The sequence below is a fragment of the Halomonas sp. S3-1-1 genome (assembly GCF_023757625.1).
Lineage (GTDB): Bacteria > Pseudomonadota > Gammaproteobacteria > Pseudomonadales > Halomonadaceae > Vreelandella.
The window spans coordinates 21,558-46,922 of record NZ_JALGBZ010000003.1; the positions used below are offsets into that span (position 1 = coordinate 21,558).

At 61.6% G+C, this 25,365-nt stretch carries 21 protein-coding genes; 10 read left to right on the forward strand and 11 right to left on the reverse strand.

Translation table 11 applies throughout. From position 1 onward, the window contains the following. From waaA to MQW23_RS09480, 3 genes are read right to left on the reverse strand one after another with little or no spacing between them, the layout of a single operon-like run. Complete coding sequence (waaA, locus tag MQW23_RS09470) at nt 1-1,311, reverse strand: lipid IV(A) 3-deoxy-D-manno-octulosonic acid transferase (protein WP_252107745.1); 1,311 nt, start codon at nt 1,309-1,311, stop codon at nt 1-3. Then, nucleotides 1,311-2,741, reverse strand: coding sequence for a bifunctional D-glycero-beta-D-manno-heptose-7-phosphate kinase/D-glycero-beta-D-manno-heptose 1-phosphate adenylyltransferase HldE (hldE, locus tag MQW23_RS09475; protein WP_252107746.1), 1,431 nt, complete (start codon nt 2,739-2,741; stop codon nt 1,311-1,313). The genes waaA and hldE overlap by 1 nt, the downstream gene beginning before the upstream one ends. Beyond that, nucleotides 2,731-3,825 carry a glycosyltransferase family 9 protein gene (locus tag MQW23_RS09480; protein ID WP_252107748.1) on the reverse strand — a complete coding sequence of 365 codons (1,095 nt, stop codon included), beginning with the start codon at nt 3,823-3,825 and terminating at the stop codon, nt 2,731-2,733. Before MQW23_RS09480 ends, hldE begins: the two co-directional genes overlap by 11 nt. Here MQW23_RS09480 and MQW23_RS09485 point away from each other — a divergent pair. Further along, nucleotides 3,824-4,540 carry a 3-deoxy-D-manno-octulosonic acid kinase gene (locus tag MQW23_RS09485; RefSeq protein ID WP_252107750.1) on the forward strand — a complete coding sequence of 239 codons (717 nt, stop codon included), beginning with the start codon at nt 3,824-3,826 and terminating at the stop codon, nt 4,538-4,540. The genes MQW23_RS09480 and MQW23_RS09485 overlap by 2 nt on opposite strands. Here the strand turns inward: MQW23_RS09485 and MQW23_RS09490 are convergent. Further along, on the reverse strand, nt 4,522-5,613 hold the full coding sequence (locus tag MQW23_RS09490; RefSeq protein ID WP_252107755.1) for a glycosyltransferase family 4 protein: 1,092 nt from the start codon (nt 5,611-5,613) through the stop codon (nt 4,522-4,524). The two genes, MQW23_RS09485 and MQW23_RS09490, sit on opposite strands and share 19 nt — an antisense overlap. 183 nt (nt 5,614-5,796) lie before the next feature. On the opposite strand from MQW23_RS09490, the gene MQW23_RS09495 reads away from it, so the two are divergent. Next, nucleotides 5,797-6,888 (forward strand): glycosyltransferase family 9 protein, encoded by a 1,092-nt coding sequence (locus MQW23_RS09495; RefSeq protein ID WP_252107757.1) that lies wholly within the window; start codon nt 5,797-5,799, stop codon nt 6,886-6,888. Here MQW23_RS09495 and MQW23_RS09500 read toward each other — a convergent pair. Next, the gene (locus MQW23_RS09500; protein WP_252107758.1) at nt 6,799-7,560 is read right to left on the reverse strand and encodes a glycosyltransferase family 2 protein; all 762 of its coding nucleotides are present in this window, start codon (nt 7,558-7,560) and stop codon (nt 6,799-6,801) included. The genes MQW23_RS09495 and MQW23_RS09500 overlap by 90 nt on opposite strands. A gap of 143 nt (nt 7,561-7,703) precedes the next feature. On the opposite strand from MQW23_RS09500, the gene MQW23_RS09505 reads away from it, so the two are divergent. After that, complete coding sequence (locus MQW23_RS09505) at nt 7,704-9,359, forward strand: sulfatase-like hydrolase/transferase (RefSeq protein ID WP_252107760.1); 1,656 nt, start codon at nt 7,704-7,706, stop codon at nt 9,357-9,359. Here MQW23_RS09505 and waaF read toward each other — a convergent pair. Together waaF and rfaD are read right to left on the reverse strand one after the other, a co-directional pair. Continuing rightward, a complete protein-coding gene (gene waaF / locus MQW23_RS09510; protein ID WP_252107762.1) occupies nt 9,349-10,395 on the reverse strand; it encodes a lipopolysaccharide heptosyltransferase II in 1,047 nt (348 codons plus the stop codon). The genes MQW23_RS09505 and waaF overlap by 11 nt on opposite strands. After that, a complete protein-coding gene (gene rfaD / locus MQW23_RS09515) occupies nt 10,388-11,344 on the reverse strand; it encodes an ADP-glyceromanno-heptose 6-epimerase (RefSeq protein ID WP_252107763.1) in 957 nt (318 codons plus the stop codon). Before rfaD ends, waaF begins: the two co-directional genes overlap by 8 nt. A gap of 107 nt (nt 11,345-11,451) precedes the next feature. Here rfaD and glyQ point away from each other — a divergent pair, with 107 nt between their 5' ends. The 4 genes from glyQ to gmhB all read left to right on the forward strand — a co-directional run bounded on the left by glyQ (nt 11,452) and on the right by gmhB (nt 16,040). Then, a complete protein-coding gene (gene glyQ, locus MQW23_RS09520; RefSeq protein ID WP_252107764.1) occupies nt 11,452-12,411 on the forward strand; it encodes a glycine--tRNA ligase subunit alpha in 960 nt (319 codons plus the stop codon). Then, nucleotides 12,412-14,475 carry a glycine--tRNA ligase subunit beta gene (gene glyS, locus MQW23_RS09525; RefSeq protein ID WP_252107766.1) on the forward strand — a complete coding sequence of 688 codons (2,064 nt, stop codon included), beginning with the start codon at nt 12,412-12,414 and terminating at the stop codon, nt 14,473-14,475. Between the two features lie 243 nt (nt 14,476-14,718). Next, the gene (locus MQW23_RS09530; RefSeq protein WP_252107768.1) at nt 14,719-15,465 is read left to right on the forward strand and encodes a BUD32 family EKC/KEOPS complex subunit; all 747 of its coding nucleotides are present in this window, start codon (nt 14,719-14,721) and stop codon (nt 15,463-15,465) included. A gap of 11 nt (nt 15,466-15,476) precedes the next feature. Beyond that, a complete protein-coding gene (gmhB, locus tag MQW23_RS09535) occupies nt 15,477-16,040 on the forward strand; it encodes a D-glycero-beta-D-manno-heptose 1,7-bisphosphate 7-phosphatase (RefSeq protein ID WP_252107770.1) in 564 nt (187 codons plus the stop codon). A gap of 82 nt (nt 16,041-16,122) precedes the next feature. Here gmhB and gyrB read toward each other — a convergent pair whose 3' ends face one another. From gyrB to dnaA, 4 genes are all read right to left on the reverse strand, one after another. Further along, nucleotides 16,123-18,543, reverse strand: coding sequence for a DNA topoisomerase (ATP-hydrolyzing) subunit B (gene gyrB, locus MQW23_RS09540; protein WP_252107772.1), 2,421 nt, complete (start codon nt 18,541-18,543; stop codon nt 16,123-16,125). Nucleotides 18,544-18,582: 39 nt separating this feature from the next. Next, nucleotides 18,583-19,686, reverse strand: a complete 1,104-nt coding sequence (gene recF, locus MQW23_RS09545) for a DNA replication/repair protein RecF (protein ID WP_252107774.1) — start codon at nt 19,684-19,686, stop codon at nt 18,583-18,585. A gap of 73 nt (nt 19,687-19,759) precedes the next feature. Further along, nucleotides 19,760-20,863, reverse strand: coding sequence for a DNA polymerase III subunit beta (dnaN, locus tag MQW23_RS09550; RefSeq protein WP_252107776.1), 1,104 nt, complete (start codon nt 20,861-20,863; stop codon nt 19,760-19,762). Nucleotides 20,864-20,942: 79 nt separating this feature from the next. Continuing rightward, entirely contained in the window at nt 20,943-22,403 is a 1,461-nt protein-coding gene (gene dnaA, locus MQW23_RS09555) for a chromosomal replication initiator protein DnaA (protein ID WP_252107778.1), read from the reverse strand. A gap of 531 nt (nt 22,404-22,934) precedes the next feature. Between dnaA and rpmH the strand changes: the two genes are divergently transcribed. The 3 genes from rpmH to yidC all read left to right on the forward strand — a co-directional run bounded on the left by rpmH (nt 22,935) and on the right by yidC (nt 25,285). After that, entirely contained in the window at nt 22,935-23,069 is a 135-nt protein-coding gene (gene rpmH, locus MQW23_RS09560) for a 50S ribosomal protein L34 (protein WP_227391295.1), read from the forward strand. A 13-nt stretch (nt 23,070-23,082) separates the two neighbouring features. After that, nucleotides 23,083-23,484 carry a ribonuclease P protein component gene (gene rnpA / locus MQW23_RS09565; RefSeq protein ID WP_252107787.1) on the forward strand — a complete coding sequence of 134 codons (402 nt, stop codon included), beginning with the start codon at nt 23,083-23,085 and terminating at the stop codon, nt 23,482-23,484. A gap of 115 nt (nt 23,485-23,599) precedes the next feature. After that, the gene (yidC, locus tag MQW23_RS09570) at nt 23,600-25,285 is read left to right on the forward strand and encodes a membrane protein insertase YidC (protein ID WP_252107789.1); all 1,686 of its coding nucleotides are present in this window, start codon (nt 23,600-23,602) and stop codon (nt 25,283-25,285) included. The last annotated feature ends 80 nt before the right edge of the window (nt 25,286-25,365 follow it).

Consider the following 25,365-nt stretch of genomic DNA (forward strand, 5'->3'; position numbering starts at 1 on the left):
CTAAGAAAGCAGCACGTCGAGCCCTTCCAGCGTGCGCGAAAGCGACCCCTGATGGTCGCGGATGACGTCGACGCCCGCCTGTCCCCGCGCTTTCGCCAGGGCGGGGTCGCCCAGCAGCGCCGCGACCGCCACCCCCAGCGCCGCCGGTGTCTCGACCCGCTCCAGCGCTTTTGCCTCCAGAAGCGGCTCGGCCACGTCGATGAAGTTCTCAAGCGACGGCCCGCAGAGCACCGGCCGGCCCAGGGCGGCGGGTTCGAGTACGTTGTGCCCGCCAAGCTCAACCAGAGAGCCGCCCACGAACGCCGCATCCCCTGCTGCGTAGAGCGTGGCGAGCTCGCCCAACGTATCGCCCAGGTAGACCTCGACGTCGTCAGAGATAGCGGCGTTCTCGCTTCGCCGCGCCGTCATCCAGCCTTCGCGCTGGCAAAGCTCGGCGACCTCTTCAAAGCGCTGAGGGTGGCGCGGCACAAGGATCAACAGCGCCCTGGAGAAGCGCTGGCGCACCGCCCTGTGGGCGCTCAGGACGAGTGTTTCTTCGCCGTCTCGGGTCGAACCCGCCACCCACACCGGACGCTCACTCTCACCAAACAGTGAGCGCTTACTATCCTCAGGACGACTTTCACTAACGGCAACGTCGAACTTGAGCGAGCCGACCACACTTGCGCGCTTGGGCGCGCCCAGGGCCTGGAAGCGGCGGGCGTCGGCGGCGGATTTTGCCGCCAGCCAGTCGACGTTATTCAGCGCGCCAGCCATCAGCGGGCGAATGCGCGCGTAGCGCGAAAACGCTCGCTCGGAGAGGCGCCCATTGACCACCGCTACCGGCACGCCGCGCCGGGCGCAGGCGTGCAGCAGGTTCGGCCAGAGCTCGGTTTCGAACATCAGCGCCATCGCCGGCGCTACGCGGGCGACAAAGCGCCGCGCCGCGCCGGGAAAATCCAGCGGTAGAAAGCGGTGGGCCAGCCGCGGCTTTAACGCATCCGTTTGAGCGTCGATCAGCGCCTGCGCCTGGCCGGCGCCGGTGGCGGTCATGGTAGTGATCAAGAGGCTGTGGTGCGGGTAGCGCGCCAGCAGCGCCTCGATCAGGGCTTTTGCGGCGCGCACCTCACCGACGGAGGCGCAGTGGAGCCAGATCCTTGGCGCGGGCGGAAGCGCGCCAAGGCCGAGGCCCAGGCGCTGGCGGCGCGGGTAAGTGAGCACTTGCTCACGCCAGATACGCCTAAAGATCAGAGGAGAGAGCGCGTAAAGCGCCGCCGAATAGAGTGCTCGCGCCAGCCGCTGTTTGGCTTTTGAGCCGGTCGGCGGCGTCGACATCAGCGCTCGCGCTCGAGGATGGTGCCGATCATACCGGAGGTGGAAACGCCGTCCTCGAAGCCGAGCACCTTCACTTCGCCGCCGTTGGCGAGCACCGCCTGGCTGCCGGCGATCTCGTCCACGCGGTAGTCGCCGCCCTTGACCAGAATGTCCGGCAGCACTTCTTCGATCAGCGCCTGCGGGGTGTCGTCGCTAAAGGGCACTACCCAGTCCACCGCGCCGAGCCCGGCCAGCACCTGCATGCGTCGCTCCAGCGGGTTGATCGGGCGCTTCTCGCCTTTTAAACGGCGAATGGAGGCGTCGTCGTTGACCGCGACGATCAGCCGGTCGCCCAAGCGCTTGGCCTGTTCCAGGTAGCTGACGTGGCCAGCGTGCAGAATATCGAAGCAGCCGTTGGTCATGACCACCCGCTCGCCGCGGCCGTGGGCGGCGCGTACGGCGTCGTAAAGCGCCGCTTTGTCGGTGACACCGAACTCAGCGGGCCGGTCGCCGTAGTGGGCGCGCGAAAGCTCCTCGACGCTGAGCGTGGCGGTGCCGGGCTTGGCGACGACGAGCCCGGCGCCCAGGTTGGCCAGCATCATCGCGTCCGGAAGTTCGCTGCCCGCCGCCAGCGCCAGCCCTAAAAGCGCGATCACGGTGTCGCCGGCGCCGGTCACGTCGAACACTTCCTGCGCCCGGGTGGGCAAATGCAGGGCCGCATGATCGCGGCGAATCAGGGTCATGCCCTTTTCGCTGCGCGTTATCAAGAGTGCTTCGAGCTCGAGCTCGGCGCGCAGCGCCTCGCCCTGACGCTCCAGCGCCTCATCGGAATCGCACACCCCGGCCACCGCCTCGAACTCGCCCAGGTTGGGGGTGATCAGACTCGCCCCGCGGTATTTGGTGAAATCGACCCCTTTGGGGTCGATCAGCACCGTCTTGCCCAGCCGGTTGGCCATCTGGATCAGCTTCTCGACCTGGTTGAGCGTGCCCTTGCCGTAGTCCGAGAGGATCATCACGTCGGCATCCGCCAGCGCTCCCTCCACCCGCGTGAGCAGCTCGTCGGTGTCGGTACCGGCCAACGTCTGTTCGAAATCGAGGCGAATGAGTTGCTGGTTGCGGCTCATCACGCGCAGCTTGGTGATGGTGGGAAGCGCCTCACTTATCTGGAAGTGAGTGCTCACCCCGGCGTCAGTCAGCGCGTTTTGAAGCAGAGTGGCGTGCTCGTCACGGCCTACGACGCCGGCAAGTGATACCTGGGCGCCGAGCGAGGCGACGTTGAGCGCGACGTTAGCCGCCCCGCCAGGGCGGTCGTCGGCGCCGTCCACGCGGACCACCGGCACCGGCGCCTCCGGGGAGATTCGCGAGGTGCTGCCGTGCCAGTAACGATCGAGCATGACATCGCCCACGACCAGCACGCGGGCGCGAGCAAGCGCGTTGAGATCAACTTTCATTGGTAGGCCCCGTGATGGTGGGTCGGGTGTGTTCGAGCAGCGCGTCGAGCTTTTCGATCACGTCGTCGGTTCTGATCAGGTCCATGGCGTCGGCGTGACGCACGCGCTGGCCCCAGCTCACCTCCCCCACCGATTTGTTCAGATAGGTACGCACCGCTTGGGGGTAGGCGTTGACTGCAAAATCGCGCCACAAGTAAGGGGCGGCGCGCTGCGGATTGGTCGTGGCGTAGAGCCCGAGGGTCGGTTTGCCCAGGGCGTTACCCATGTGCGCCGGGCCCGTGTCCGGGGCGATCACCGCGCGCGCCTCATCGATCAGCGCCAGCACCCCTTTCAAGGAGGTGGCGCCGATGGCGTTGACGACGCTGCCGGGCTGGCAGAGCGCCTCGATCGCGTCGCCCATTTCGCGCTCGGCGGCGCTGCCGCCGCCGGTCAGCACGCTTTTCAAGCCGTGGTGGGTAAAGGCGTGCTCGATGACGCTGGCATACCCTTTCACCGACCAGTTGCGAAAATTGCGCAGCCGCGGATTGCTGCAGGGATTGATGACCAGGTAAGGCGCCTCGCCGGCCAACGCACGCGCTTCCTGATAGGCGGTATCCGGGATGGCCAGATCCCACGTCAGATGGTCGTCGCTCACACCGAGTAGGCGGGCGAAGTCCATGAAGGAGTCGAGCACGTGGGGGTTGCTTCGCGGATTGATCTGGCGCTGGGTGAACCAGTGCTGAAAATCCTTCGCGCGGGCCTTGTCAAAGCCTACGCGCACCTTCGCCTTGAGCCCGAGCGACAGCACGCTTGCGCGAATCGCCTGCTGCATGTGCAAGAGCACATCAAAACGGGTATCGGCCAGCTCTCGCCAGATCCGGCGCATGCCAGCAAGACCGGTCGCCTTGTCGAAAACGACGAACTCGACCCCGGACAGGCCCGCCAGTAGACTGTGCTCGCCTTTACCGATGATCCAGGTAATGCGCGCCTCGGGCCATTGGCGCTGCAGCGCGCGCACCGTGGGCACGAGATTGCATACATCGCCCAGCGCGGAAAGGCGCAGAATGGCAATATGACGAGGATCCTTGGGCAGAGAGGGCTTCATGCGCTTAGCGGCACTCCAGCAAAAAAATTGGCTGATTCTACACGATGTGGATAGTTTAAGTGACGACGACGCGCCATACCAACCCGGGCCCGCGCTCTTCAACGGACAGGCGTGGCGCCGGGCGGGCCTGGTCACCGGCGAGGCCCCGGGGCGCGGCGAGAGCCTGTTTTTAAAGCACGGCGAGTCGCAGTGGGTGCTGCGCCCCTACCGACGCGGCGGGCTGGTCGCCCATCTGTGCCAAAAGCGCTATCTGTGGCTCGGCGCCGAGCGCACCCGCGCCTTTCGTGAACTGCGCCTGACCGCTGCGCTATATGATCAGGGCCTGCCGGTGCCCCGCCCGGTGGCCGCCGGGGTGAAGCGCGACGGTCTCGGCTACCAGGCGGCGCTGATCACGGTGCGCATCGAGGGTGCCCGGGCGCTGGCGTCGCGCCTGTCCGAGGCCAGCGCCAGCGATGCGCTGCTCGAGCGGGTGGGCGAGATGATCGCGCGCTTTCACCAGGCCGGGCTCGACCACGTCGATCTCAACGCCCGCAATATCCTGATCGACGCCGAGGACGCGCCCTGGCTCATCGACTTCGACCGCTGCCGGTTTCGCCAACCCGGTAAATGGCAGACGGACAATCTCGAACGGCTGGCGCGCTCGGTAGCCAAATTTAGCGCGGCGACCGATGCCGTGATGACCGCCATTTCCGCAGGCTACGCCAGGGCGTCGTAGTAACCCATCAGGCGCTTGACGTGCTGTTTGTTGCTGAAATGGCGCTCTACCCGCGTGCGCGCCGCCGCCCCCATCGCTTGTCGGCGCGCATCGTCCTCGATGAGCGCGGCCATGGCGTCGCGCCAGGCTTCGACGTCGAAAGGCCCGACCAGCACGCCGGAGGCCTCGTCGACGAGTTCGGGCAGTGAGCCGGTGTTGGAGCCGACGATCGGCATCCCGCACGCCATGGACTCGATGATCGTCAGGCCAAACGCTTCGTTTTCCGAGGGAATGCACACCAGATCGAGCACCGGCAGGATCTCGGTGAGATCCGAGCGATGGCCCAAAAAGCGGATCCTGTCGGCAAGCGGTGTGCCGTCGATCATCTCGACAAGCGTTTGATAGAACTCCTCGGTGCCGCCGGAGGCGTAGTCGGTTCCACCAATCGAGACCGCGAAGAAGTCGAGCGTTTCCGGCAGCGCCAAAAGCGCCTTCACCCAGACGTCCTGCCCCTTGCCCGGCGTCACCCGCCCGGGCAGCCCGATCGCCACGGCTGATTCAGGGATACCGAGTTCGGCGCGCTTGGCGGCGATGCGCGCTTTGTCCGTTACCGGGTGATAGGTATCGATATTGACGCCGTGGGGCAGGCAGATCACGCGCTCGCGCGGCACCGGCAGATTGTTGACGTTGCGTACATGAGTCGCCTTGCTGATGGAGAGTACGTAGTCGACGTTTCGATAGGCGAAGCGGTGATAGGGGCTTTTCTTGGCGCGCTGCCCGCCGACGTGATCGGTGTAGAGCACGCGAAGGCTTGGCAGCAAAAGTTTCAAAAGCGCGGTGAGGCGCAAGTCGCTGGACTTGTGGCAGTGGACGATGCGCACGTTTTCATCGATCAGCCAGCGGCGGATACGCCAGGCGTTTTTCAGCGCATCCAGGTTGCTCGAAAACGCCTTGAAGGCCACGCCGTGTCGCTGGAAGTAGGTTTCGATACGGGTCTGGCGCAGGCAGATGCCGATGACCTCGACCCCTTCCGCGTTCAGATCCTCGATGACCCGGTCCACGTAGAGCTCCATGCCGCCCTTGCCGTCGGACATGCAAAGCTGCAGTACCTTTGCCGCTTTTCCACTCGCCTGGTGGCCACCTTCTGTTTTTATACCTGCTGATTTTACACCTTCAGCTTCTACGCCCTTGGCCATTACGCCTCGCCTTCTCTGTGCCGTTCAACAAGTTATGCGTTGTCTTGTAGTATACAGGCTGCAATTAACGGGGTATTCACCATGGCGCAGAAAGTGCTGGTCGTGCGCAACGACAAAATCGGGGATTTCATGCTGGCCTGGCCGGCGCTTGCCTGCCTGAAAAGCGCCTCGCCGACACCGCACGTCAGCGTGCTGGTGCCGGCCTACACCGAAGCGCTGGCCCGCGCCTGCCCTTGGGTGGACGAGGTGATCGTCGACCCAGGCAAAGGCGGTGACAAGCGCGCGCAAAAGGCGCTGCTCGAGACCGTCAAAGCCGAGCGCTTCGATGCCCTGCTGACACTGTTCTCGACGCCGCGTATTGGCTTTCTTGGCTGGCGGGCGGGCATACCGCTACGTTTGGCGCCCGCCACCAAGTGGGCCCAGATTTTCTATAACGCGCGAGTCACCCAGCGCCGCTCGCGCTCAGAAAAGCCCGAGTACCAGTACAACGTGGATTTGGCCTGCCAACTACTCGAGCGGCTCTCGCTCAAGCTTACCCGCCTGCCCGCACCGCCTTTCTGGCCGCTGGCCAGTGAACAGGTTGCGCACCAGCGCCAGGCGCTGACGACGGTCGCGTCTTCCTGTGCGGTCGTAGTGCACCCGGGCAGCGGCGGCTCGGCGGTGAACCTCTCGCTCGAGCAGTACGCCGCGCTGATCCACCAAGTGAACGCGCAAACGAAAGCGCCGCCCGCTTGGTGGATCAGCGCAGGGCCGGGGGAAGAGGCCCAGTCCGACGCCCTGATCGAGGTGCTGGCCGCGCATGGCATCGAGGCCAACCGCTTTGCGCCGAGCGCGAGCGTCGAGGCGTTCGCCTATCAGCTTGCCGGCGCCGACCTCTTGATCGCCGGCTCCACTGGTCCTCTGCACATCGCCGGGTGTTTGAACATCGCCACCGCCGGCTTTTACCCGGCCAGGCGCTCGGCCACGCCGCTTCGCTGGCAGACCTGCAATGACGCCGACAGGCGCCTGGCGTTTAGCCCACCCGCGAGCGCCGACGAGCAGGAGATGACGGCCATCGATATCGGCGCCGCCGCCGGCGAGATCTCAGCGCTTATCGACGCCTTGCTTGCCGCGCACCCAGAGCGCAGCGTACTTGTTGAAGGTGGAGTGGGCGGAGAGAATGGCGAGGAGTAGCCCCTGAGCGCCGTCGCGAAAGCCCGCCTTGAGCAGATACATTTTAAGAAAGCAGCCCAGCCCGTGCATCATGCCCTGGCCGAGGGAGGCGCTCTTGCCGCGGGCGGCGCGCTGCTCCGCCCAGGCATCGGCGTAGTGAGCGGATTTTTCCAGGTAGTGGCGCACGTCGCGGTAGGTGTAGTGCAATAGATCGCCGCTCAAGGGAAGCACCTTGAGCGAATCCGGCACCACCAGCTTTTCGTGCACCAGCGCGGCGTTATAGGAAGCGTGCCCCTTGGGGTATAGGCGCAGCACCCGGTCCGGATACCAGCCGGAGTGGCGGATGAAGCGGCCAAAGCACCAGGAAAGCCTGGGTGCGCTGTAGACCGCCGCCGGCCCTTTTACCGCCGCCTGAATACTCTCTCTGAGCTCGTCGGTGACGCGCTCATCGGCATCGATCATTAAAATCCAGTCGCCTCGCGCCAGCGCCTCGGCGCGCTGGCGCTGAACGCCAAAGCCCTGCCAATCGGCATCGATGCTGACGTTATCGGTGAACTCCCGGGCGATGGCGAGCGTCTCATCCTGGCTTCCGGCGTCGAGCACGGCGATGTCGTCGACGAAGGTGAGGGTTTCCAGGCAGGCGCGAAGGTGATGCGCTTCGTTTTTGACGATCAGTACGGCGGAAATGGCCACAAATTACCCTTGCGCGTTCGAAGGCCGCGACCCGGCGCCTTCGTTGGACTCATTCGTCGCGGCGAAGGGGAATCTGCCACCCGCGCACGACACATTTGGTAAGCTAGCATACTCATTTGGTTAAGGATGAAAAGGGATATGGCATGGCGTTGATAAGGAGCTATCGGCTCACCCCTTGGCTGCCGCTTTTGATCATTGGCGCCAGTTTTGGCTACGCCGTGACGGTGGTCACCCGCCTGCCCTGGTGGACACTTTTCCCCATCGCGGCGGTTTGGGTAGCACTCGGGCTCAAGCTTCGTTGGGGGGCGCCCAAACGCGAGCGCTACAAGCCGGTGTGGCCCTGGTCGCTCGTCCCACTGAGCCTTCTGGGTATATATGTCTATTTGGCCGACAGCTTCGGTAACGTGGATCTCGGCGCGGTGTTTTTCCATCTGCAGGCGGGCATTACCGACCACGGCGGCGGCGGCAAGATGGTCGTCGCCGTGATCTACGTGCTGATCATACTCGCGCTTTTAACCTCGATTACGTGGATGGCCCGTCGAGATCCGCGCTGGCGGTTGGCAGAGCGCTTCTTCGCGCTGGCGCTTTTGGCGATCAACCCGCTGCTTTATGGCCTTGGCCAGCGCAGCGCGGCCATCGTGACCGACGACGGCGAGTGGCTCGATCGGCGCTATGTAGCGCCGCCCACCGTGACGCGCTCCGACCCGCCCAATTTGCTTTTGATGTACCTGGAGAGCATGGAGCGCACCTACTCGAGCGACATCTTCGGCGACGCCTACGCCGATCTCGAGGCGCTTGGCGAGCGCGGCTGGGTGTTCGAAGGCGTGCGTCAAATGGACAACACCGGCTGGACCATGGCCGGCATGATCGCAAGCCAGTGCGGCGTGCCCCTGATGCCCGCGGGGCTTTTACACGACACCCAGTTCGAGCCGCTTACCCAGGTGGTGCCCGGCGTTAACTGTCTGGGCGACGTGCTGGCAGATCAAGGTTACCGGTTGAGCTACTTGGGCGGGGCCAGCTCGCAGTTTGCCGGCAAGGGGCTTTTCTACAACGGGCACCAGTTCCAAACGGTCAAGGGCAAGGAGGACTGGCTCGCCGAGCTCGACGACCAGCAGTACGTCAACAGCTGGGGCGTGTACGACGACACCCTCTACAGCGAAACCGAGCGCGAGATTCGACGACTCGAAAATGAGGACGACGGCCCTTGGGCGGTGGTCAACCTGAGCCTGGCCGGCCACTCCCCCCACGGCTTTCCGTCGCAAACCTGCATCGACCGCCAGGGCGACTTCGACGGCCAGGACATTCTCTTCTCGGTGAAGTGTTCCGCTTGGCAGGCGCGGGATCTGATCGAGCGCCTGGAAGCCGAAGGCCTTTTGGACAATACGCTCGTCGTGCTCCAGAGCGATCATTTGACCATGCGCGTGCCGGTGTGGGACCAGCTCACCGCGCTCGATCGCGACAATACGCTGATCATGCTCGGCGACGGGCTCGAGCCCCGGCGCATTCGGCGAAACGCCACCATGCTCGACGTATTTCCGACGATTTTGGAGGCGATGGGCGTGCCGCTGGATGAGCACCGCGCGGGGCTCGGGGTGTCGCTGTTGGGCGACCGCTCGACGCTTACCGAGACCCACGGGCTCGACGTGCTCAACGAGCGCCTGCGTGAGGAGACCGCGCTGCAGCACCGGCTGTGGGAAGGTCTCGCCCCGCAGCGCCAGAACGACACCCCCTCCCCTGCCGAGCAGGTCGTCGAAACGCCGTCCGACGCCCCGCTGGAGGTGGAGAACGTCAGCCGCTGACGATCACGCCAGGCGTGCCGGACTGCACCGCGCCCACGGCATCATACACGCTCGCCTCGGTCAGCTGGTTCAGGCAGTTGGTATGGCCCAGCGGGCAGACCCGCTTGAAACAGGGCGAGCACGAAAGGCCTAGGTAGTGCACCGTGGCGCTGTCGGTGAGCGGCGGCGTGTAGCGCGGCGATGACGAGCCGTAGAGCGCGTGGATCGATACCCCCACCGCCGCCGCTACGTGCATCAACCCGGAGTCGTTGGTGACCACTTGGCGGCAGTCGGCGAGCAGGTCCACCGCGTCGGCAAGCGCGGTCTGCCCGCACAGGTTGTGAACATGGCTTAGCCCTGCACTGATCACTTCCCCCACCGCGTGATCCTTCGGTCCGCCGAAAATGCGCACCTCGAATCCCTCGTCAGTCAGCCGTTTGGCCAGACCATGAAAGTACGCCGGCGGCCACTGCTTGGCCGGGCCGTACTCCGCGCCGGGCATCATGCCGATCGCCGGGCGCGACGACAGCGCAAGCTTCAGGCGCAGGTTCACCAGGTTGTCGTGATCCACCGACAGCCTGGGCGGAGCAATGGCGAAATCGCCGCGCCGCGCTTCTTCTTTGGATACGCCAAGCGAGACGAAGCGCTTCACGGTCTGGTCGAGCACGCGTTTATCGAGCTTGCGCGTCTCGGTCAAAAGCCCGTAGCGGTACTCGCCGAGAAACCCGACCCGCTTAGGAACACGCGCTAGAAACGGCACCAGCGCTGCCTTCCAGGAGCGCGGCAGCACGATGGCCATATCGAACCGGCCTTTCAACCGGCCGGCCAGCTCGTGGCGGCTTTTGAGGCCAAACTCGCCGTGGCCCACGCCCAAGGGCAGTACCTCATCGACCTGGGGCATGCGCGCCAAAATCGGCTGGGACCACCCCGGGGCGACCACGCTCAAGGTGGCGCCTGGATGGCGCGCCTTGAGCTCGATGAACAGGCTCTGGGCCATCACCATGTCCCCCACCCAGGAGGGCCCCACGACTAAAAGCCGCTTGGCGGTGTCAGCCATTGAGCCACTCCAGGTACGCCTTCACGCCTTGGGCGACGGTCTTGAATTCGACGTCACACCCGGCGTCGCGAAGCCTCGAGATGTCCGCTCGGGTGTAGCTCTGGTAGCGCCCCTTGAGCTCGTCGGGAAAGTCGATGTAGTCGATCTGCCCCTTACCGTAGTAGTCGATGACCGCCTCGCCGATCGCCTTGAACGGCTCGGCGCGCCCGGTGCCCAGGTTGAAGATGCCGGAAACGTTAGGGTGATCCAGAAACCACAGGTTCACGTCCACTACGTCGCCCACGAAAACGAAGTCTCGGCTCTGCATGCCCGCTTCAAAACCGTCGAACGCGCCGAAGAGCTTGAGCGTCTGACCATTTTTGACCTGGCCGTGGTTGTGAAACGCCACGCTCGCCATTTTGCCCTTGTGCTGCTCGCGCGGGCCATAGACGTTGAAGTAGCGAAACCCGACCACTTGGGTGGTGAGCGTTGGCATGCGCGCACGCACGTGCTGGTCGAATAAGAGCTTCGAGTAGCCGTAGACGTTGAGCGGCTTTTCGAACTCGGGCGACTCCTTAAATACTTCGCTGCCGCCGTAGGTGGCCGCCGAGGAGGCATACAAAAAGGCGATGCCGTGCTGCTCGCAGTACTCCAACAGCACCTTCGAGTACTCGAAGTTGTTCTCCATCATGTACTGGCCGTCCCACTCGGTGGTATCCGAGCAGGCGCCTTCGTGAAAGATCGCCTCGATCGCGGGCAGATCATTGGGCTCGCCGCGCAGGGATGCCTGCACCTCCATGAGGAAGGCCTCCTTGTCGCGGTAGTCATAAAGCGTACAGTCGACCAGGTTCACGAACTTGGTGCCATCCGATAGATCGTCCACCACGATGATGTCGGTGCGCCCGCGCGCGTTGAGCGCCTTGACGATATTGGCGCCGATAAAGCCGGCCCCACCGGTCACTACGATCATAAGAACTCCTTGAAAAGCGCTCTGGTTGGCTTTGGTGCCTATAACCCATCTGCCTGGGATTGTATACTTGACGGCTTCTGAATTCATGGCCAATGGTGCTTTTTGCGATGAGTGTCTCGACGAACCAATCGACGCCGGATGTGTCGACCTTTCAAGGCTTGATCCTTGCGCTGCAGCAGTACTGGGCGGAACAGGGCTGCGTGATTCTTCAGCCGCTGGACATGGAAGTAGGCGCGGGTACCTTCCACCCGGCCACCTTCCTGCGCTCAATTGGCCCGGAAAACTGGAACGCCGCCTACGTGCAGCCTTCACGGCGCCCCACCGACGGGCGTTACGGCGAAAACCCGAACCGCCTGCAGCACTACTACCAGTTTCAGGTCGTGATGAAGCCCTCGCCGCAAAACTTCCAGGATCTGTACCTGGGCTCGCTCAAGCGCCTGGGGCTCGACCCGCTGGTGCACGACGTGCGCTTCGTCGAGGACAACTGGGAGTCGCCGACCCTCGGCGCCTGGGGGCTTGGCTGGGAGATGTGGCTCAACGGCATGGAAGTGACCCAGTTCACTTATTTCCAGCAGGCCGGCGGCATCGAGTGCTACCCGGTGACCGGCGAGCTCACCTACGGGCTCGAGCGCATCGCCATGTACCTGCAGGACGTAGACAGCGTCTATGACCTGGTGTGGGCGGTCGCGCCGGACGGCAGTAAAGTCAGCTACGGCGATGTCTACCTGCAAAACGAGCGCGAGCAGTCCACCTACAACTTCGAGTACGCCGACGTCGACCAGCTCTTCGCCAACTTCGACCACCAGGAGAAGGAGTGCGGCAAGCTTCTGGAAGCGAAACTACCGCTGCCCGCTTACGAGCAGGTGCTCAAGGCCTCGCACACCTTCAACCTGCTGGATGCCCGCCACGCTATTTCGGTGACCGAGCGTCAGCGCTTTATCCTGCGCGTGCGCACCATGGCCCGCGACGTGGCCCACGCCTACTTTGAATCGCGCAAGGCGGAAGGCTTCCCCATGGCTTCTGATGCGCTTCGCCGTGAACTACTAGACGACCAGGGAGACGCCTAAATGGCCGCTGATACGCTGTTACTCGAGCTCGGTGCCGAGGAGCTTCCGCCGACCGCTCTCGACGCGCTCTCAAACGCCTTTGCCGACGGTATCGAAAAAGGCCTGACGGAGGCCGAGATCGCCTTCGATAACGTGATCGCCTACGCCACGCCGCGGCGGCTGGCCGTGCGCGTCGAAGGGCTTGCCGACAAGCAGCCCGACCGCGAAGTCGAAAAGCGCGGCCCGGCACTGGCCGCCGCCTTCAAGGACGGCGCGCCCACCAAGGCCGCCGAAGGCTTCGCCCGCTCCTGTGGGGTCAGCGTCGACGAGCTGATTCATCTGGAAACCGATAAGGGCACCTGGCTTGGCTATCGCGAGCGTCAGGCGGGTGAAAGCGTTCAGGACCTGCTGCCGGCGCTTTTGCGTAAAACGCTGGCTGCGCTTCCGGTGCCCAAAAACATGCGCTGGGGCAGCTCGCGCATCGAATTTTCCCGCCCGGTTCACTGGCTGCTCGCGCTTTACGGTAGTGACGTGATCGCCGCCGAGGCGCTGGGCCTCGAGGCGAGCCGCACGACCTACGGCCACCGCTTCCACGCCCCGGATGCGATTCAACTTACGCATGCCGACGACTACCTCGAGGCGCTCGAGAACGCCTACGTGCTGGCGGATCGCACCAGGCGCCGCGAGCGTATTCGCGAGCAGGTACTGGCGGAAGCCGAAGTGCATGACGCCACGGCAGTGATCGATGAGGATCTGCTGGTCGAAGTCAGCGGTCTGGTCGAGTGGCCGGTGGCGTTAACCGGCACCTTCGACGAGCGCTTTTTGAAAGTGCCCGGCGAGTGTCTGATTTCGTCGATGAAGGCGAACCAGAAGTACTTCCACCTGCTGGATGAAGACGGCGCGCTCAAGCCCTTGTTCATCACCATCTCCAACATCGAGAGTCAGGACCCGCAGCAGGTCATCTCGGGCAACGAGAAGGTGATTCGCCCGCGTCTGGCGGACGCGGTGTTCTTTTATGACACCGACCGCAAGCAGAGCCTCGCTTCGCGCATTCCCCAGCTCGAAAGCGTCGTCTTCCAGCAGCAGCTCGGCACGCTGGCCGACAAGGTGCGCCGTAGCACCGCGATCGCCACTTACATCGCACAAAAAATCGGCGGCAACACCGGCCACGCCCAGCGCGCAGTAGCGCTGGCCAAGTGCGATCTGGTCACCGAAATGGTGCTCGAATTCCCCGAGCTTCAGGGCATCATGGGGCGCTACTACGCCGAGCAGGATGGTGAGCCCGCCGAGGTCGCCCAGGCAATTGAAGAGCAGTACCTGCCCCGCTTCGCGCTGGATGCCATACCTCAAAGCCAAGCGGGCAAGGCGCTGGCACTGGCAGACCGACTCGATACGCTGGTGGGCATCTTCGCCATTGGCCAGCGCCCGACCGGCGCCAAGGACCCCTTCGCCCTGCGTCGCGCCTCCATCGGAGTGCTGAATATTCTGGTCAAGGGTGAGCTCGACCTGGACCTGCGCGAGCTCTTGAGCGTGGCCGCCGAGCAGCATCGCGAGCTTGCCAAGGACGGCCTGGTCGACGACGTACTAACCTATATGCTGGATCGCTTCCGCGCCTGGGGGCAAGAAGAAGGGATCAGCGCCGAGATGTACTTGGCCGTTCGCGCCCGCCCCGTGACCAAGCCGCTGGACTTTGCCCGCCGCTTGCGCGCGGTCAAGGCGTTCACCCAACGCGAGGAAGCAACGGCGCTGGCCGCCGCCAACAAGCGCGTCTCCAATATCCTCGCAAAGCAAGAACACGACGGCAGCACTCGGGTCGATGAAGCGCTTCTACAGGAAGACGCCGAGCTCGCGCTGTTCGAAGCGGTTTCCCAGAGCCAGACGCGGGTCGCTCCGCTATTCGCCGAAGGCCACTACCAGCAGGCGCTGGACACGCTCGCGGAGCTTAGAGCGCCGGTGGACCGATTCTTCGATGAGGTCATGGTCATGGCGGAAGATCCCGGCGTGCGCCAAAACCGTTTAGCGCTGCTGGCGAGCCTTCAAGCGCTCTTTTTGGAAGTGGCGGATATTTCGCTACTACCGCAGTAACTTCCTCAAAACGCGATGCTAAAAGGGGCGCCTTGCGCCCCTTTTTTATGACTGCTTATATCTCTTGAGCACACTTTCAATCGCCGTGTTTCACGTGAAACACTTTTTAAACTGCGTGCTAAACTCACCGGTATTAACGCTACGCTGCGACGTTTTCATTGTTGAAAAGATGATCGCGGCCTACCGAGACCATGTATGTATGACGAGTTTTTAAAGCAAGCCTACCCCAACCAACATTCCTCGATGGCTTACCATCAGCTGGGCGAAGAGCGGGTTTGGCTTAAGCGAGCCGTAAAACGCAACGGACGCTTTACTTATACGCCGCTCAATCTGTTTGCTCGTGTTCTCAAGGTCCAGGCGCTCAAGCCCGTACCCAATCCAGGCGGTGAAAAAAGCATTCAAACGGAAGTAGCCCGCCTTGAAGCGCTCGACGCCGCCGGTATTGCTGTACCGCGGCTGCTGGCGTTTAATTCTCAGGCGCTGCTGCTGGCGGACGCGGGTACGCCGGAAGCCCCCGCCTCGACGCTACTGCATTGCCTAAAGCGAGCCGAGTCGCCGGAGGAGGTCGACCGCCTTCTGCAACTGGGTATCGAGGCGCTCAACGACGTCCATCGTCGCGGCTTTTACTTGAGCGAGGCCTTTACGCGCAATATCCTGGTCGTGAACGGACGCCAAATTGTCTTCATCGATTTTGAAACCGATCCGGGTGAGATACACACCCCGCTCGACTGTATGGTACGCGACTGGTACTGCTTTATTTTCTCGCTTTACGGCAAACTGCATGCTTCGCCGCTTCAGCGTGAACGCCTGACGCCGGCATTTATCGAAGGGCTCAATCGTACTCGCAATGACGTCTCTACCGCTTTCAAGCAGGCCCTTTCGCCGCTTCTTCGCCTGCAGCGCATACCGTTCAAGCGTTTTGGAAGCGACGGCAGAAAAATTCACTCAACCCTGCAATCGCTCGCTATTCTAAAGCAGCGTATTGCCTGACTGAGAGCGACATGCCTTTTACTGCTAAAAAACTGGTGATCCTGGATCGTGACGGTGTGGTCAACCAGGATTCTGATCATTACATCAAAACCCTCGATGAGTGGGTGCCCTACCCGGCATCGATTGCCGCCATCGGTGAGCTGACACGCGCGGGCTTTACCGTAGCTTTGGCCACCAACCAGTCTGGCCTCGCGCGCGGCTACTTCGATGAAGCGACGCTCAGCGCCATGCATGAAAAGCTCGAACGGCTGGTCGACAACGTGGGCGGCAAGATCTCGTATATCGCTTTTTGCCCCCACGGGCCTTCCGATGGCTGCCGCTGTCGAAAGCCGCTACCGGGGCTGCTTCTTGAAATACAAAGCGCGCTCGCCCTGGACTCGCTCCAAGGAAGCTGGATGGTCGGCGATAGCCTGCGCGATTTACAGGCCGGCGAGGCAGCGGGGAGCAAGCCGGTGCTGGTCAAAACCGGCAAGGGCCAAAAGACGCTTGAGAAGAACGAAGTGCTCGATAACGCGCGCGTTTTTGACGATCTTGCCGCGTTTACCCGCTGGCTGTTGGAAGAGCACGCCCACTGAATATTTTATTCAACTTGCATAAAAAACGCCGCGATAATCGCGGCGTTTTTCATTTTCACTGTTTCACGTGAAACACATGGACTTAAATGTCCAGGTTCGCCACCAGCGCGTTGGTTTCGATGAAGTCGCGACGCGGCTCGACTTCGTCGCCCATTAGCGTATTGAACATCATGTCCGCCGCAACGGCGTCCTCGATGGTCACACGCAGCATGCGACGACTGTCCGGGTCCATGGTGGTTTCCCAAAGCTGATCCGGGTTCATCTCGCCCAGACCCTTATAGCGCTGCACGGAGAGTCCACGCTGACCTTCGTGCATCAGCCACGCCAGCACCTCGGAGAAGTCCTGAACCGGCTTCTGGCGCTCGCCACGGGCGATAAAGGCGCCCTCTTCCAGCAGATTGTTAAGCGTTTCACCCAGGCCCGCTATTGCACGGTAATCCGTGCTCTCGAAGAAATCGAGCCCCCACACGTACTCGGTGGTCACGCCGTGAGCAATCAGCGACACCGTGGGTAGCATAAGGCCGCGCTCGCTGTCCTCCTTGAGATAGAACTGGTAGCGCGGACCGCCTTCGTAAGCCACACGTTCGTCCATGGCGGTTTGCAGCTCCGCAATCCAGTTCTCCATGGTGACGCGATCCTTGAGGCTCGACTCGCCCTGCAGCGCGCTTGCGTAAACCGCCTGACGCAGTACTTCGATGGGGAACACGCGCCCGAGCCGGTCGATACGCTTCATGACGTTACGGTACTGATTCACCAGCGATTCGAGCTGTGAGCCGGTGATCGCCGGTGCGTCGGCGTTGACGTGCAGTCCGGCGCCGTCCAACGCGGTGGTGGTCAGGTAATCGACCATCGCCTGCTCATCCTTCAGGTAGAGCTCCTGCTTACCACGCTTGATCTTGTAAAGCGGCGGCTGGGCGATGAAGACATGACCGCGCTCGATCAGCTCCGGCATCTGGCGGAAGAAGAACGTCAACAGCAGCGTACGGATGTGCGAGCCGTCGACATCGGCATCGGTCATGATGATGATCGAGTGATAGCGCAGCTTATCCGGGTTGAACTCTTCACGGCCGATCCCGCAGCCAAGCGCGGTAATCAGCGTGCCGACTTCGGCGGAGGAAAGCATCTTGTCGAAGCGGGCTTTCTCGACGTTCAGAATCTTGCCTTTGAGCGGCAGGATGGCCTGGGTGCGGCGATCGCGACCCTGCTTGGCGCTGCCACCGGCGGAGTCACCCTCCACCAGATACAGCTCCGACTGGCTCGGATCCTTCTCCTGGCAGTCGGCGAGCTTACCCGGCAGGCCGGCGATGTCCAGCGCGCCCTTGCGCCGGGTCATGTCGCGTGCCTTGCGCGCCGCTTCCCGCGCGCGGGCGGCGTCGAGCATCTTGTTGACGATCGCCTTGGCTTCGTTGGGCTTCTCGACCAGATACTCGGCTAGAAGTCGCCCCATCTCCTGCTCGACGGCGGTCTTGACTTCGCTGGAGACCAGCTTGTCCTTGGTCTGGGACGAGAACTTGGGATCCGGCACCTTCACGGAAATGATCGCCGTGAGGCCTTCGCGGGCGTCATCACCGGAGGTGGCGACCTTGGCTTTCTTCAAAAGCCCTTCCGCCTCGATGTAGTGGTTCAGCGTGCGCGTCAGCGCCGCACGAAAGCCGGCAAGGTGGGTACCACCATCGCGCTGAGGAATGTTGTTGGTGTAGCAGTAGATGCTTTCGGTAAAAGAGTCGCTCCACTGCATCGCCACTTCCACCTCGACGCCGTCTTCGCGCACCGCGTTGAAATGGAATACCGGGTTTAGCGTCGACTTGTTCTTGTTAAGGTGGTCCACGAACGCTTTCAAGCCGCCTTCGTAGTGGAACAGCTCTTCACGACCGTCGCGCTCGTCCATCAAACGAATCGCCACGCCGGAGTTCAAAAACGACAGCTCGCGCAGGCGTTTGGCCAGAATGTCGTAGTGGAATTCGATGTTGGCAAAAGTATCTGGCGACGGGCGAAAGTGCACCTTGGTACCACTTTTCTCCGTCTTGCCGACTACATCCAGCGGCGCCTGGGGTACGCCGTGTTGGTAGTGCTGCTCGAACACTTCACCCTGACGCCAGATGGTCAGCTTGAGCTCGGCAGAGAGCGCGTTGACCACCGAAACGCCAACGCCGTGAAGCCCGCCAGAGACTTTATAGGAGTTGTCATCGAATTTACCGCCGGCATGCAGCACGGTCATGATGACCTCGGCGGCGGAGACTCCCTCTTCCTCGTGAAGCTCCGTCGGAACGCCGCGACCGTTGTCGCTCACCGTGATGGATTCGTCCGGGTGAATTACCACGCGAATTTCACTGCAGTGGCCCGCTAGTGCTTCATCGATGGAGTTATCCACCAGCTCGAAAACCATATGGTGCAGCCCAGTGCCATCGTCGGTATCGCCGATGTACATACCCGGACGCTTGCGTACCGCATCGAGCCCTTTGAGCACCTTGATGCTTGATGAATCGTAAGCCTGCTCGCTCATTGACCACTCCGTCGTGAAGTCTGTCTCGTTCCGTGTCATCTATCCGGTTGGGGCTAGCCGACCGACCCCGTGTTCGTCATGTTTCACGTGAAACATTCGGATTTGAGTCGTTGGTTGCCACACGTCGCTGAGTACATCCGGATCGACGCTGGTGATGAATACCTGACACTGCATCTCTTCGAGCAGCGCGCAAAATAGCTTGCGGTGTTCGAAATCGAGCTCGGCCGGTAGATCGTCTATTAGATAAATGCATTGCCGCTTGGCACTGCTTTCCAGAAGCCGCCCCTGGGCAAGCTTCAGTGCGCTAACCACCAGCTTCTGCTGGCCTCTGGAAAGCACCTCAATGGCGGGCTGCTTGCTTAGCCGTATGCGAAGGTCTGCCCGCTGCGGTCCCTGCTGGGTAAAGCCCATTTGCTGGTCCGATGCACGGCTGGCTTTCAACACGTCTGAAAGCGAGCGTTTGACGTCCCAACCGCGGGCATAGCGAAGCGTTAGCCCTTCAATGGGCAACAGGCGTTCGAGCGTCTGTTCGAAAACGGGCAAAAACGCGCTAAACCAGGTTTGACGCAGCGCGTCCATTCGCTCGCCGGATTCGCAAAGCTCCTGCTCCCACACCGCAATTTCCGCATCGGTTATTCTACCACGCCTTAGCAGCGCATTCCGATGTTTCACCGCGCGGCGAGCGCGTTTCCAGGCGTGCAAAAAATCGTGTTTCACGTGAAACACACCCCAATCCATGAACTCGCGTCGCCCGGCGGGCGAGCCCTCCAATAGGCGAAAGGCATCCGGGTTTATAAGCTGAAGGGGCATGGCATCGACCAGTTCGGCCAGACGTACGCCTTTCTGCCCCTTCAAACGCAGCTCCAGCTCGCGCTCAGCGCGAAGGCGCCGCACCCCAAGGGCAACCTCCGGGTCACCGGCCAAGCGGCCGTAGAGCGTCATGGCGGGGGCTTCGAACTGTATGGCGTGCTTGAGCTGGCGGGTACGAAACGAGCGTCCCATACCGAGGATGTGAATACCTTCAAGCAGAGTGGTCTTGCCGCTGCCGTTCGAACCGTGAATCAGGTTGACGTGGGGCGACGGCGCAAGCTCTACCGTGGCCAGGTTTCGAATGCCTTGAAAGTTGAGCTGGGTCAGGCTCATTGCTTAATCGCCTTGCTGCCAATGCGTGAAAAAAACGGCGCCTTTGAATTAGGCGCCGCCTTGCCAAGTGACATCAAAGCCGCATGGGCATGACCACGTAGAGTGCATCGCCGCCGCCTGGCTCTTCCAACAGCGCGCTGCTGTTCGGGTCGGCCAGCGTCATCTGCACACGGTCCTCATTGAGCACCGCCAGCACATCGACCAGATAGCCGACGTTGAAGCCGACTTCCATGGTAGGGCCGGTATATTCGATCGCCACGTTCTCTTCGGCTTCTTCCTGCTCCGGGTTGTTGGCCATCACCTTGAGGTTACCCTCTTCCAGATACAAACGCACGCCACGGTACTTTTCGTTGGAGAGAATCGCGGTGCGCGACAGCACCTGACGCAGCTCGGCGCGCTCGGCGATGAGTACCTTGTCGCCGTTTTTGGGCACCACGCGCTCGTAGTCGGGGAACTTGCCGTCAATCAGTTTCGAGGTGAAAGTGAAGTCGCCGGTGTGAGCGCGCAGATGGGTAGCGCCTAGCGTCAGGCTCACCGGCTCGTCGCTGTCGTCAAGAAGGCGCGAAAGCTCGAGGATGCCCTTACGGGGCACGATCATTTTCTGGCCCTGTTCGACGCTGACATCGACATCCCGCGAACACATCGCCAGCCGGTGACCGTCGGTAGCTACGGCGCGCAAAAGCTGATTCTGGATATCGAGCAGCATCCCGTTCAGGTAGTAGCGGACGTCCTGCTGCGCCATGGCAAAGGAGGTCGCTTCGATCAGGTGCTTGAGCGTGCCGCGCGGGATGCTCAGCTCCTGACTGCCTTCGCCATCCTCGATGTTGGGAAACTCCGCAACCGGCAGGGTCGATAGCGTGAACCGCGAGCGGCCGCTGCGCAGTACCGCCCGCCCCTCTTCGAGGGCCAGCTGGATCTCGGACTGATCCGGCAGGGATTTACAGATGTCCATCAACTTGCGCGCGGGAACGGTCGCGCCGCCCTCCTGCTCCACCTGGCTTGCCACCGTGCGGCCAACCAGCTCGACCTCGAGGTCGGTGCCGGTCAGCGCGACTTGATCGCCCTCGACCTGAATCAGCACGTTGGAGAGCACCGGTAGCGTTTGACGGCGCTCGACCACGCCCGCTACCAGCGTAAGGGGACGTAGCAGCGCCTCTCGGGAAATTGAAAACTTCATCACTACTCCAGGTTAAAGGATCAAAGGCCGCATCGGCTCGTCGAATATCAGTGTATGCACAAGGCGCGTTGGCAAAGGCTCAACTGGTGAGCAGGCGCATGAGGTTTTTGTAATCCTCGCGAATGTCGGCGCTCTCTTCCTGCAGCGTTTTGACCTTGCGACAGGCGTGTAGCACCGTCGTATGGTCGCGCCCGCCAAAGGCGTCGCCGATTTCCGGCAGACTGTGGTTGGTCAGTTCCTTGGCTAGAGCCATCGCCACCTGGCGCGGCCTTGCGACCGAGCGCGAACGGCGCTTTGAGAGCAGATCCGCCACCTTGATCTTGTAGTATTCCGCCACCGTGCGCTGGATGTTGTCCACGCCCACCTGCTTGTCCTGAAGTGCGAGCAGATCCTTTAGCGATTCGCGGATAAAATCCTGAGTGATCGGCTTGCCCATGAAGTGGGAGTCGGCGATGACTTTTTTGAGCGCGCCTTCGAGCTCGCGCACGTTGGAGCGAATCTTCTGGGCGATGAAAAAAGCGGCATCATGCGGCAAATCGACGCTTGCCTGGTCGGCTTTCTTCATCAGGATCGCCACGCGGGTTTCAAGCTCCGGCGGCTCGATGGCCACGGTCAACCCCCAGCCAAAGCGCGATTTCAAGCGCTCTTCTACCCCGTTGATCTCCTTGGGGTAGCGGTCCGAGGTCAGAATCATCTGCTGGCCGCCTTCCAAAAGCGCGTTGAAGGTGTGGAAAAACTCTTCCTGAGAGCGCTCCTTTCCGGCAAAAAACTGAATATCATCAATGAGTAGCGCGTCGACGCTGCGATAAAAACGCTTAAAGTCGTTAATCGCGTTGAGCTGTAGCGCCTTGACCATATCGGCGACGAAGCGCTCGGAGTGCAGATAGACCACGCGGGCATTTTCACGCTTGCCCGCCAGGGCGTTGCCCACCGCGTGCATCAGGTGGGTTTTACCCAGCCCCACCCCGCCATAAAGAAACAGCGGATTGTAGGCGCCGCCCGGGTTTTCCGACACCTGCCGGGAGGCCGCGCGGGCGAGTTGGTTCGACTTACCCTCGACAAACTTGTCGAAAGTGAAATTGGGGTTGAGGCCGCTTGCGTGCTTGAGGCTCCCCTCGACCTGTACCTGGCGTTCGCCGGTACGTTTACCCGCAGACTCTTCACGCTCGGCATCGATTTCGCGCTCATCGGCAATATCGCCGCGCGGCGGGGTATGAACAGCCGGCGCGGCGGGGCGCTGTGGCGCGGCTGACACCGGATTACCCAGCTCTCGCGGCTGGGGGGCGGCCGCACGGCGGCTGCCAACGGTCAGACTCACCTTGGGCGGCTTTGCCGGTGATAGCTCGCGGATCAGTTCACTAATGCGCTTGGCGTATTTATCGCTCACCCAGTCGCGCACAAAGCGGTTGGGCGCCAGCAAGCAGAGCTCGTTGGCGTCTCCTTCTTCGGCCTGCAAAGGGCGAATCCATGTATTGAACTGCTGGGAGCTTAGTTCGTCCTGCAGATAATCCAGGCACTGCTGCCAAAGCGCGAGTGACACTCATCTCACCATCAGTTGAAAACGGCCGACTATTGTAGCGCTCAGCCTCCCTGTTATCCACACGTGTAAAGGCCCCTTTTTGGCCTGTGGACAACTTTGCGCGAGCTAGCGGGAAAAGTTCGGTGTGGGGTGGGGACAGCTCGTCCGATCGCGTTTTTCTCCCGCGCTATACACACCCCTTTCACATCTTTCAAGCCGCTTTTTGACGGCTTATGCACACATTTTTTATAACTTTAACCAGCTGTTAATAAAATATTAAAACCACTTATCCACAAATAGTATCCCCACCATTAATAACAGCAGGTTTTAAATAACTTCATTAGTAATAGTAGTGTCTCGATGCGCACGCTTTGAAGACACGTTGTGGGGCGTTAGAAGGTTTTTAGCGCTTTTTGTACGCATAAAAATTGCACCGGGGGCGCGAAGTCTCTACAATTTCCGGTCTTGAATTGGATCTCCCCGGCTAGTTGCTCACTGGACCGGGTCGTTTGGAATTCACTTTCGTCCTAAACCACGTGGGAATAACGAGTTATGAAACGCACTTTTCAACCCAGCGTTCTCAAGCGCAAGCGCGCGCATGGCTTCCGTGCTCGTATGGCAACCAAAAACGGCCGTGCCGTTATCAATCGCCGTCGCGCCAAGGGCCGCAAGCGTCTGAGCGCCTGATTTCAGATTGCGTGTGTCGCATCAGGGCTTTCCCCGGGATTTACGTTTACTGAATGCCGGGGATTTCAGCCACGTATTCGAGCAGGCAGACCTCAAGGTCCACGGCAAAGGCATGATGGCGCTCGCGCGCTTTTCGCCTCGAGGACATCCTCGCGTTGGATTTGTGGTCAGTAAGAAGAACGTCAAGCTCGCCGTCGATCGTAACCGCTTCAAGCGTCTTGTTAGAGAATCCATTCGACTTCGTCAGCACCGCCTTCCCGCGATGGATATCGTGGTATTGGCAAAACGCGGCGTACAGGATATCGATAATGACACCCTTGCCCGCCAGCTACACGGCATGTGGAAACGACTCGCCCGAGAGGCAACGGCCGCCGCACCGCCTTCCCTGCTTGAAAACGCTACGCATGGCGCTTGATTCAACACGTCGCTGCTCGACCCGGGCCTGCCTTCTGGCAGGCTTTCGTGTGTCTTGGGCCGAGTAAACGGCGCTGCGCCATTGGCATGTTCACCACCCATCGGGCAGACCCCTCATGGACGTAAAACGACTTTTATTGCTGATTCCACTGGCCATACTGGCCTATCTACTGGTGATCCAGTGGAATCAGGACTACGGGCAGACCAGCTTCGAATCGACGCCGGAAATCACCCAGCGCGACAACACCCCGGCCGATGAAGGCGCAAACCGCGACAATCTGACCGTCCCCAGCAGCGGTGCCCCGCAGGGTAGCGCCGACGAAGGGCTACCGGCGGAGTCGGCAAGCGATGCTGCCAGCCGCGATTTCATCGCCGTCACCACCGACGTGCTGGACGTGCGCATCGACCCTTACGGCGGCGACATCGTTTTTGCCGCCCTGCCCCAGCACGAGATGACGCTGGATTCCGAGCGCAACTACGTGCTGCTCTCGGACAACGCCACGCGAAGCTACGTCGCGCGTTCGGGCATTCAGCTCGATGGCCAGGCCAGCCGTATCGCCTTTACGCCGGAGCGCACCGAATACCGCCTGGGCAACGACGAGCAGACGCTCAACGTCGACCTGACCGCCGACGTCAATGGCGTCGAGATCACCAAGCGGCTGACCTTCGAGCGCGGCAACTACGCGGTCGACGTCGACTACTTCGTGGCGAACAACACCGATGCGCCGGTCAGCGCCCGCTTTATCGGCCAATTGGCGCGCGATAACAGCCCTGACCCCTCCAGCGGCGTGACGCTGGGCATGAACTCCTACATGGGCGCGGCATACTCCACGCCGGACACGCGCTACGAAAAAATCGACTTCGAAGATATTCAAAATAGTAACTTCCAGAATCGCGAGGCCGAAGGCGGCTGGATCGCGATCATCCAGCACTACTTCGTTTCTGCCTGGGCGCCGAAGCAGAACGAGCAAAACCTTTTTTATGTCACCACCGACGCGCGCGATCGCAACGTGGTCGCCTTTGCCGGCCCGACCAGCAGCGTCGCCGCCGAAGGTGAAGCAACCCTAGGGGCCACGCTCTACATGGGCCCGAAGGTGCAGGACTATTTGGAACAGGTCGCCCCCAACCTTCAGCTGACCGTGGACTACGGCTGGCTCTGGTTCATCGCCAATCCGCTGTTCTGGCTTCTCGATCATATCCAGGACATCGTCGGCAACTGGGGCTGGTCGATCGTGCTTCTGACCGTGCTGGTCAAAGCCGTGCTCTTCCCGCTATCCGCCAAGGCCTACAAGTCGATGGCGCGCATGCGCAAGCTCGGACCGGAGATGCAGCGGCTTAAAGAGACCTACGGCGACGATCGCCAGAAGATGTCTCAGGAGATGATGAAGTTCTACCAGAAAGAGAAGATCAACCCGCTCGGCGGCTGTCTTCCGATTGTGGTGCAGATGCCGGTGTTCATCGCGCTGTACTGGATGCTTCTGGAGTCCGTGGAACTTCGCCACGCGCCGTTCATTTTCTGGATTCAGGATCTCTCGGTGAAGGACCCCTACTTCATCCTGCCGATTCTGATGGGCGTGTCGATGTTCGTGCAGCAGATGCTCAACCCGACGCCTCCGGACCCGATGCAGGCGAAGATCATGCGGCTACTGCCGATCATCTTCACCTTCTTCTTCCTGTGGTTCCCGGCGGGTCTGGTCATCTACTGGGTGGTCAACAACATTATCTCGGTGGCGCAGCAGTACTTCATCACCAAGCGCATAGAGAACGACCCAAGCGTTGGTAAAGGGATGCGAACCAAGTAATCGCTCCCCGCACTTGACTCACCAGACCCCCGCCCCGTGCGGGGGTCTGGCGTTTTGAGCGCCGCGAATTCACACTATCG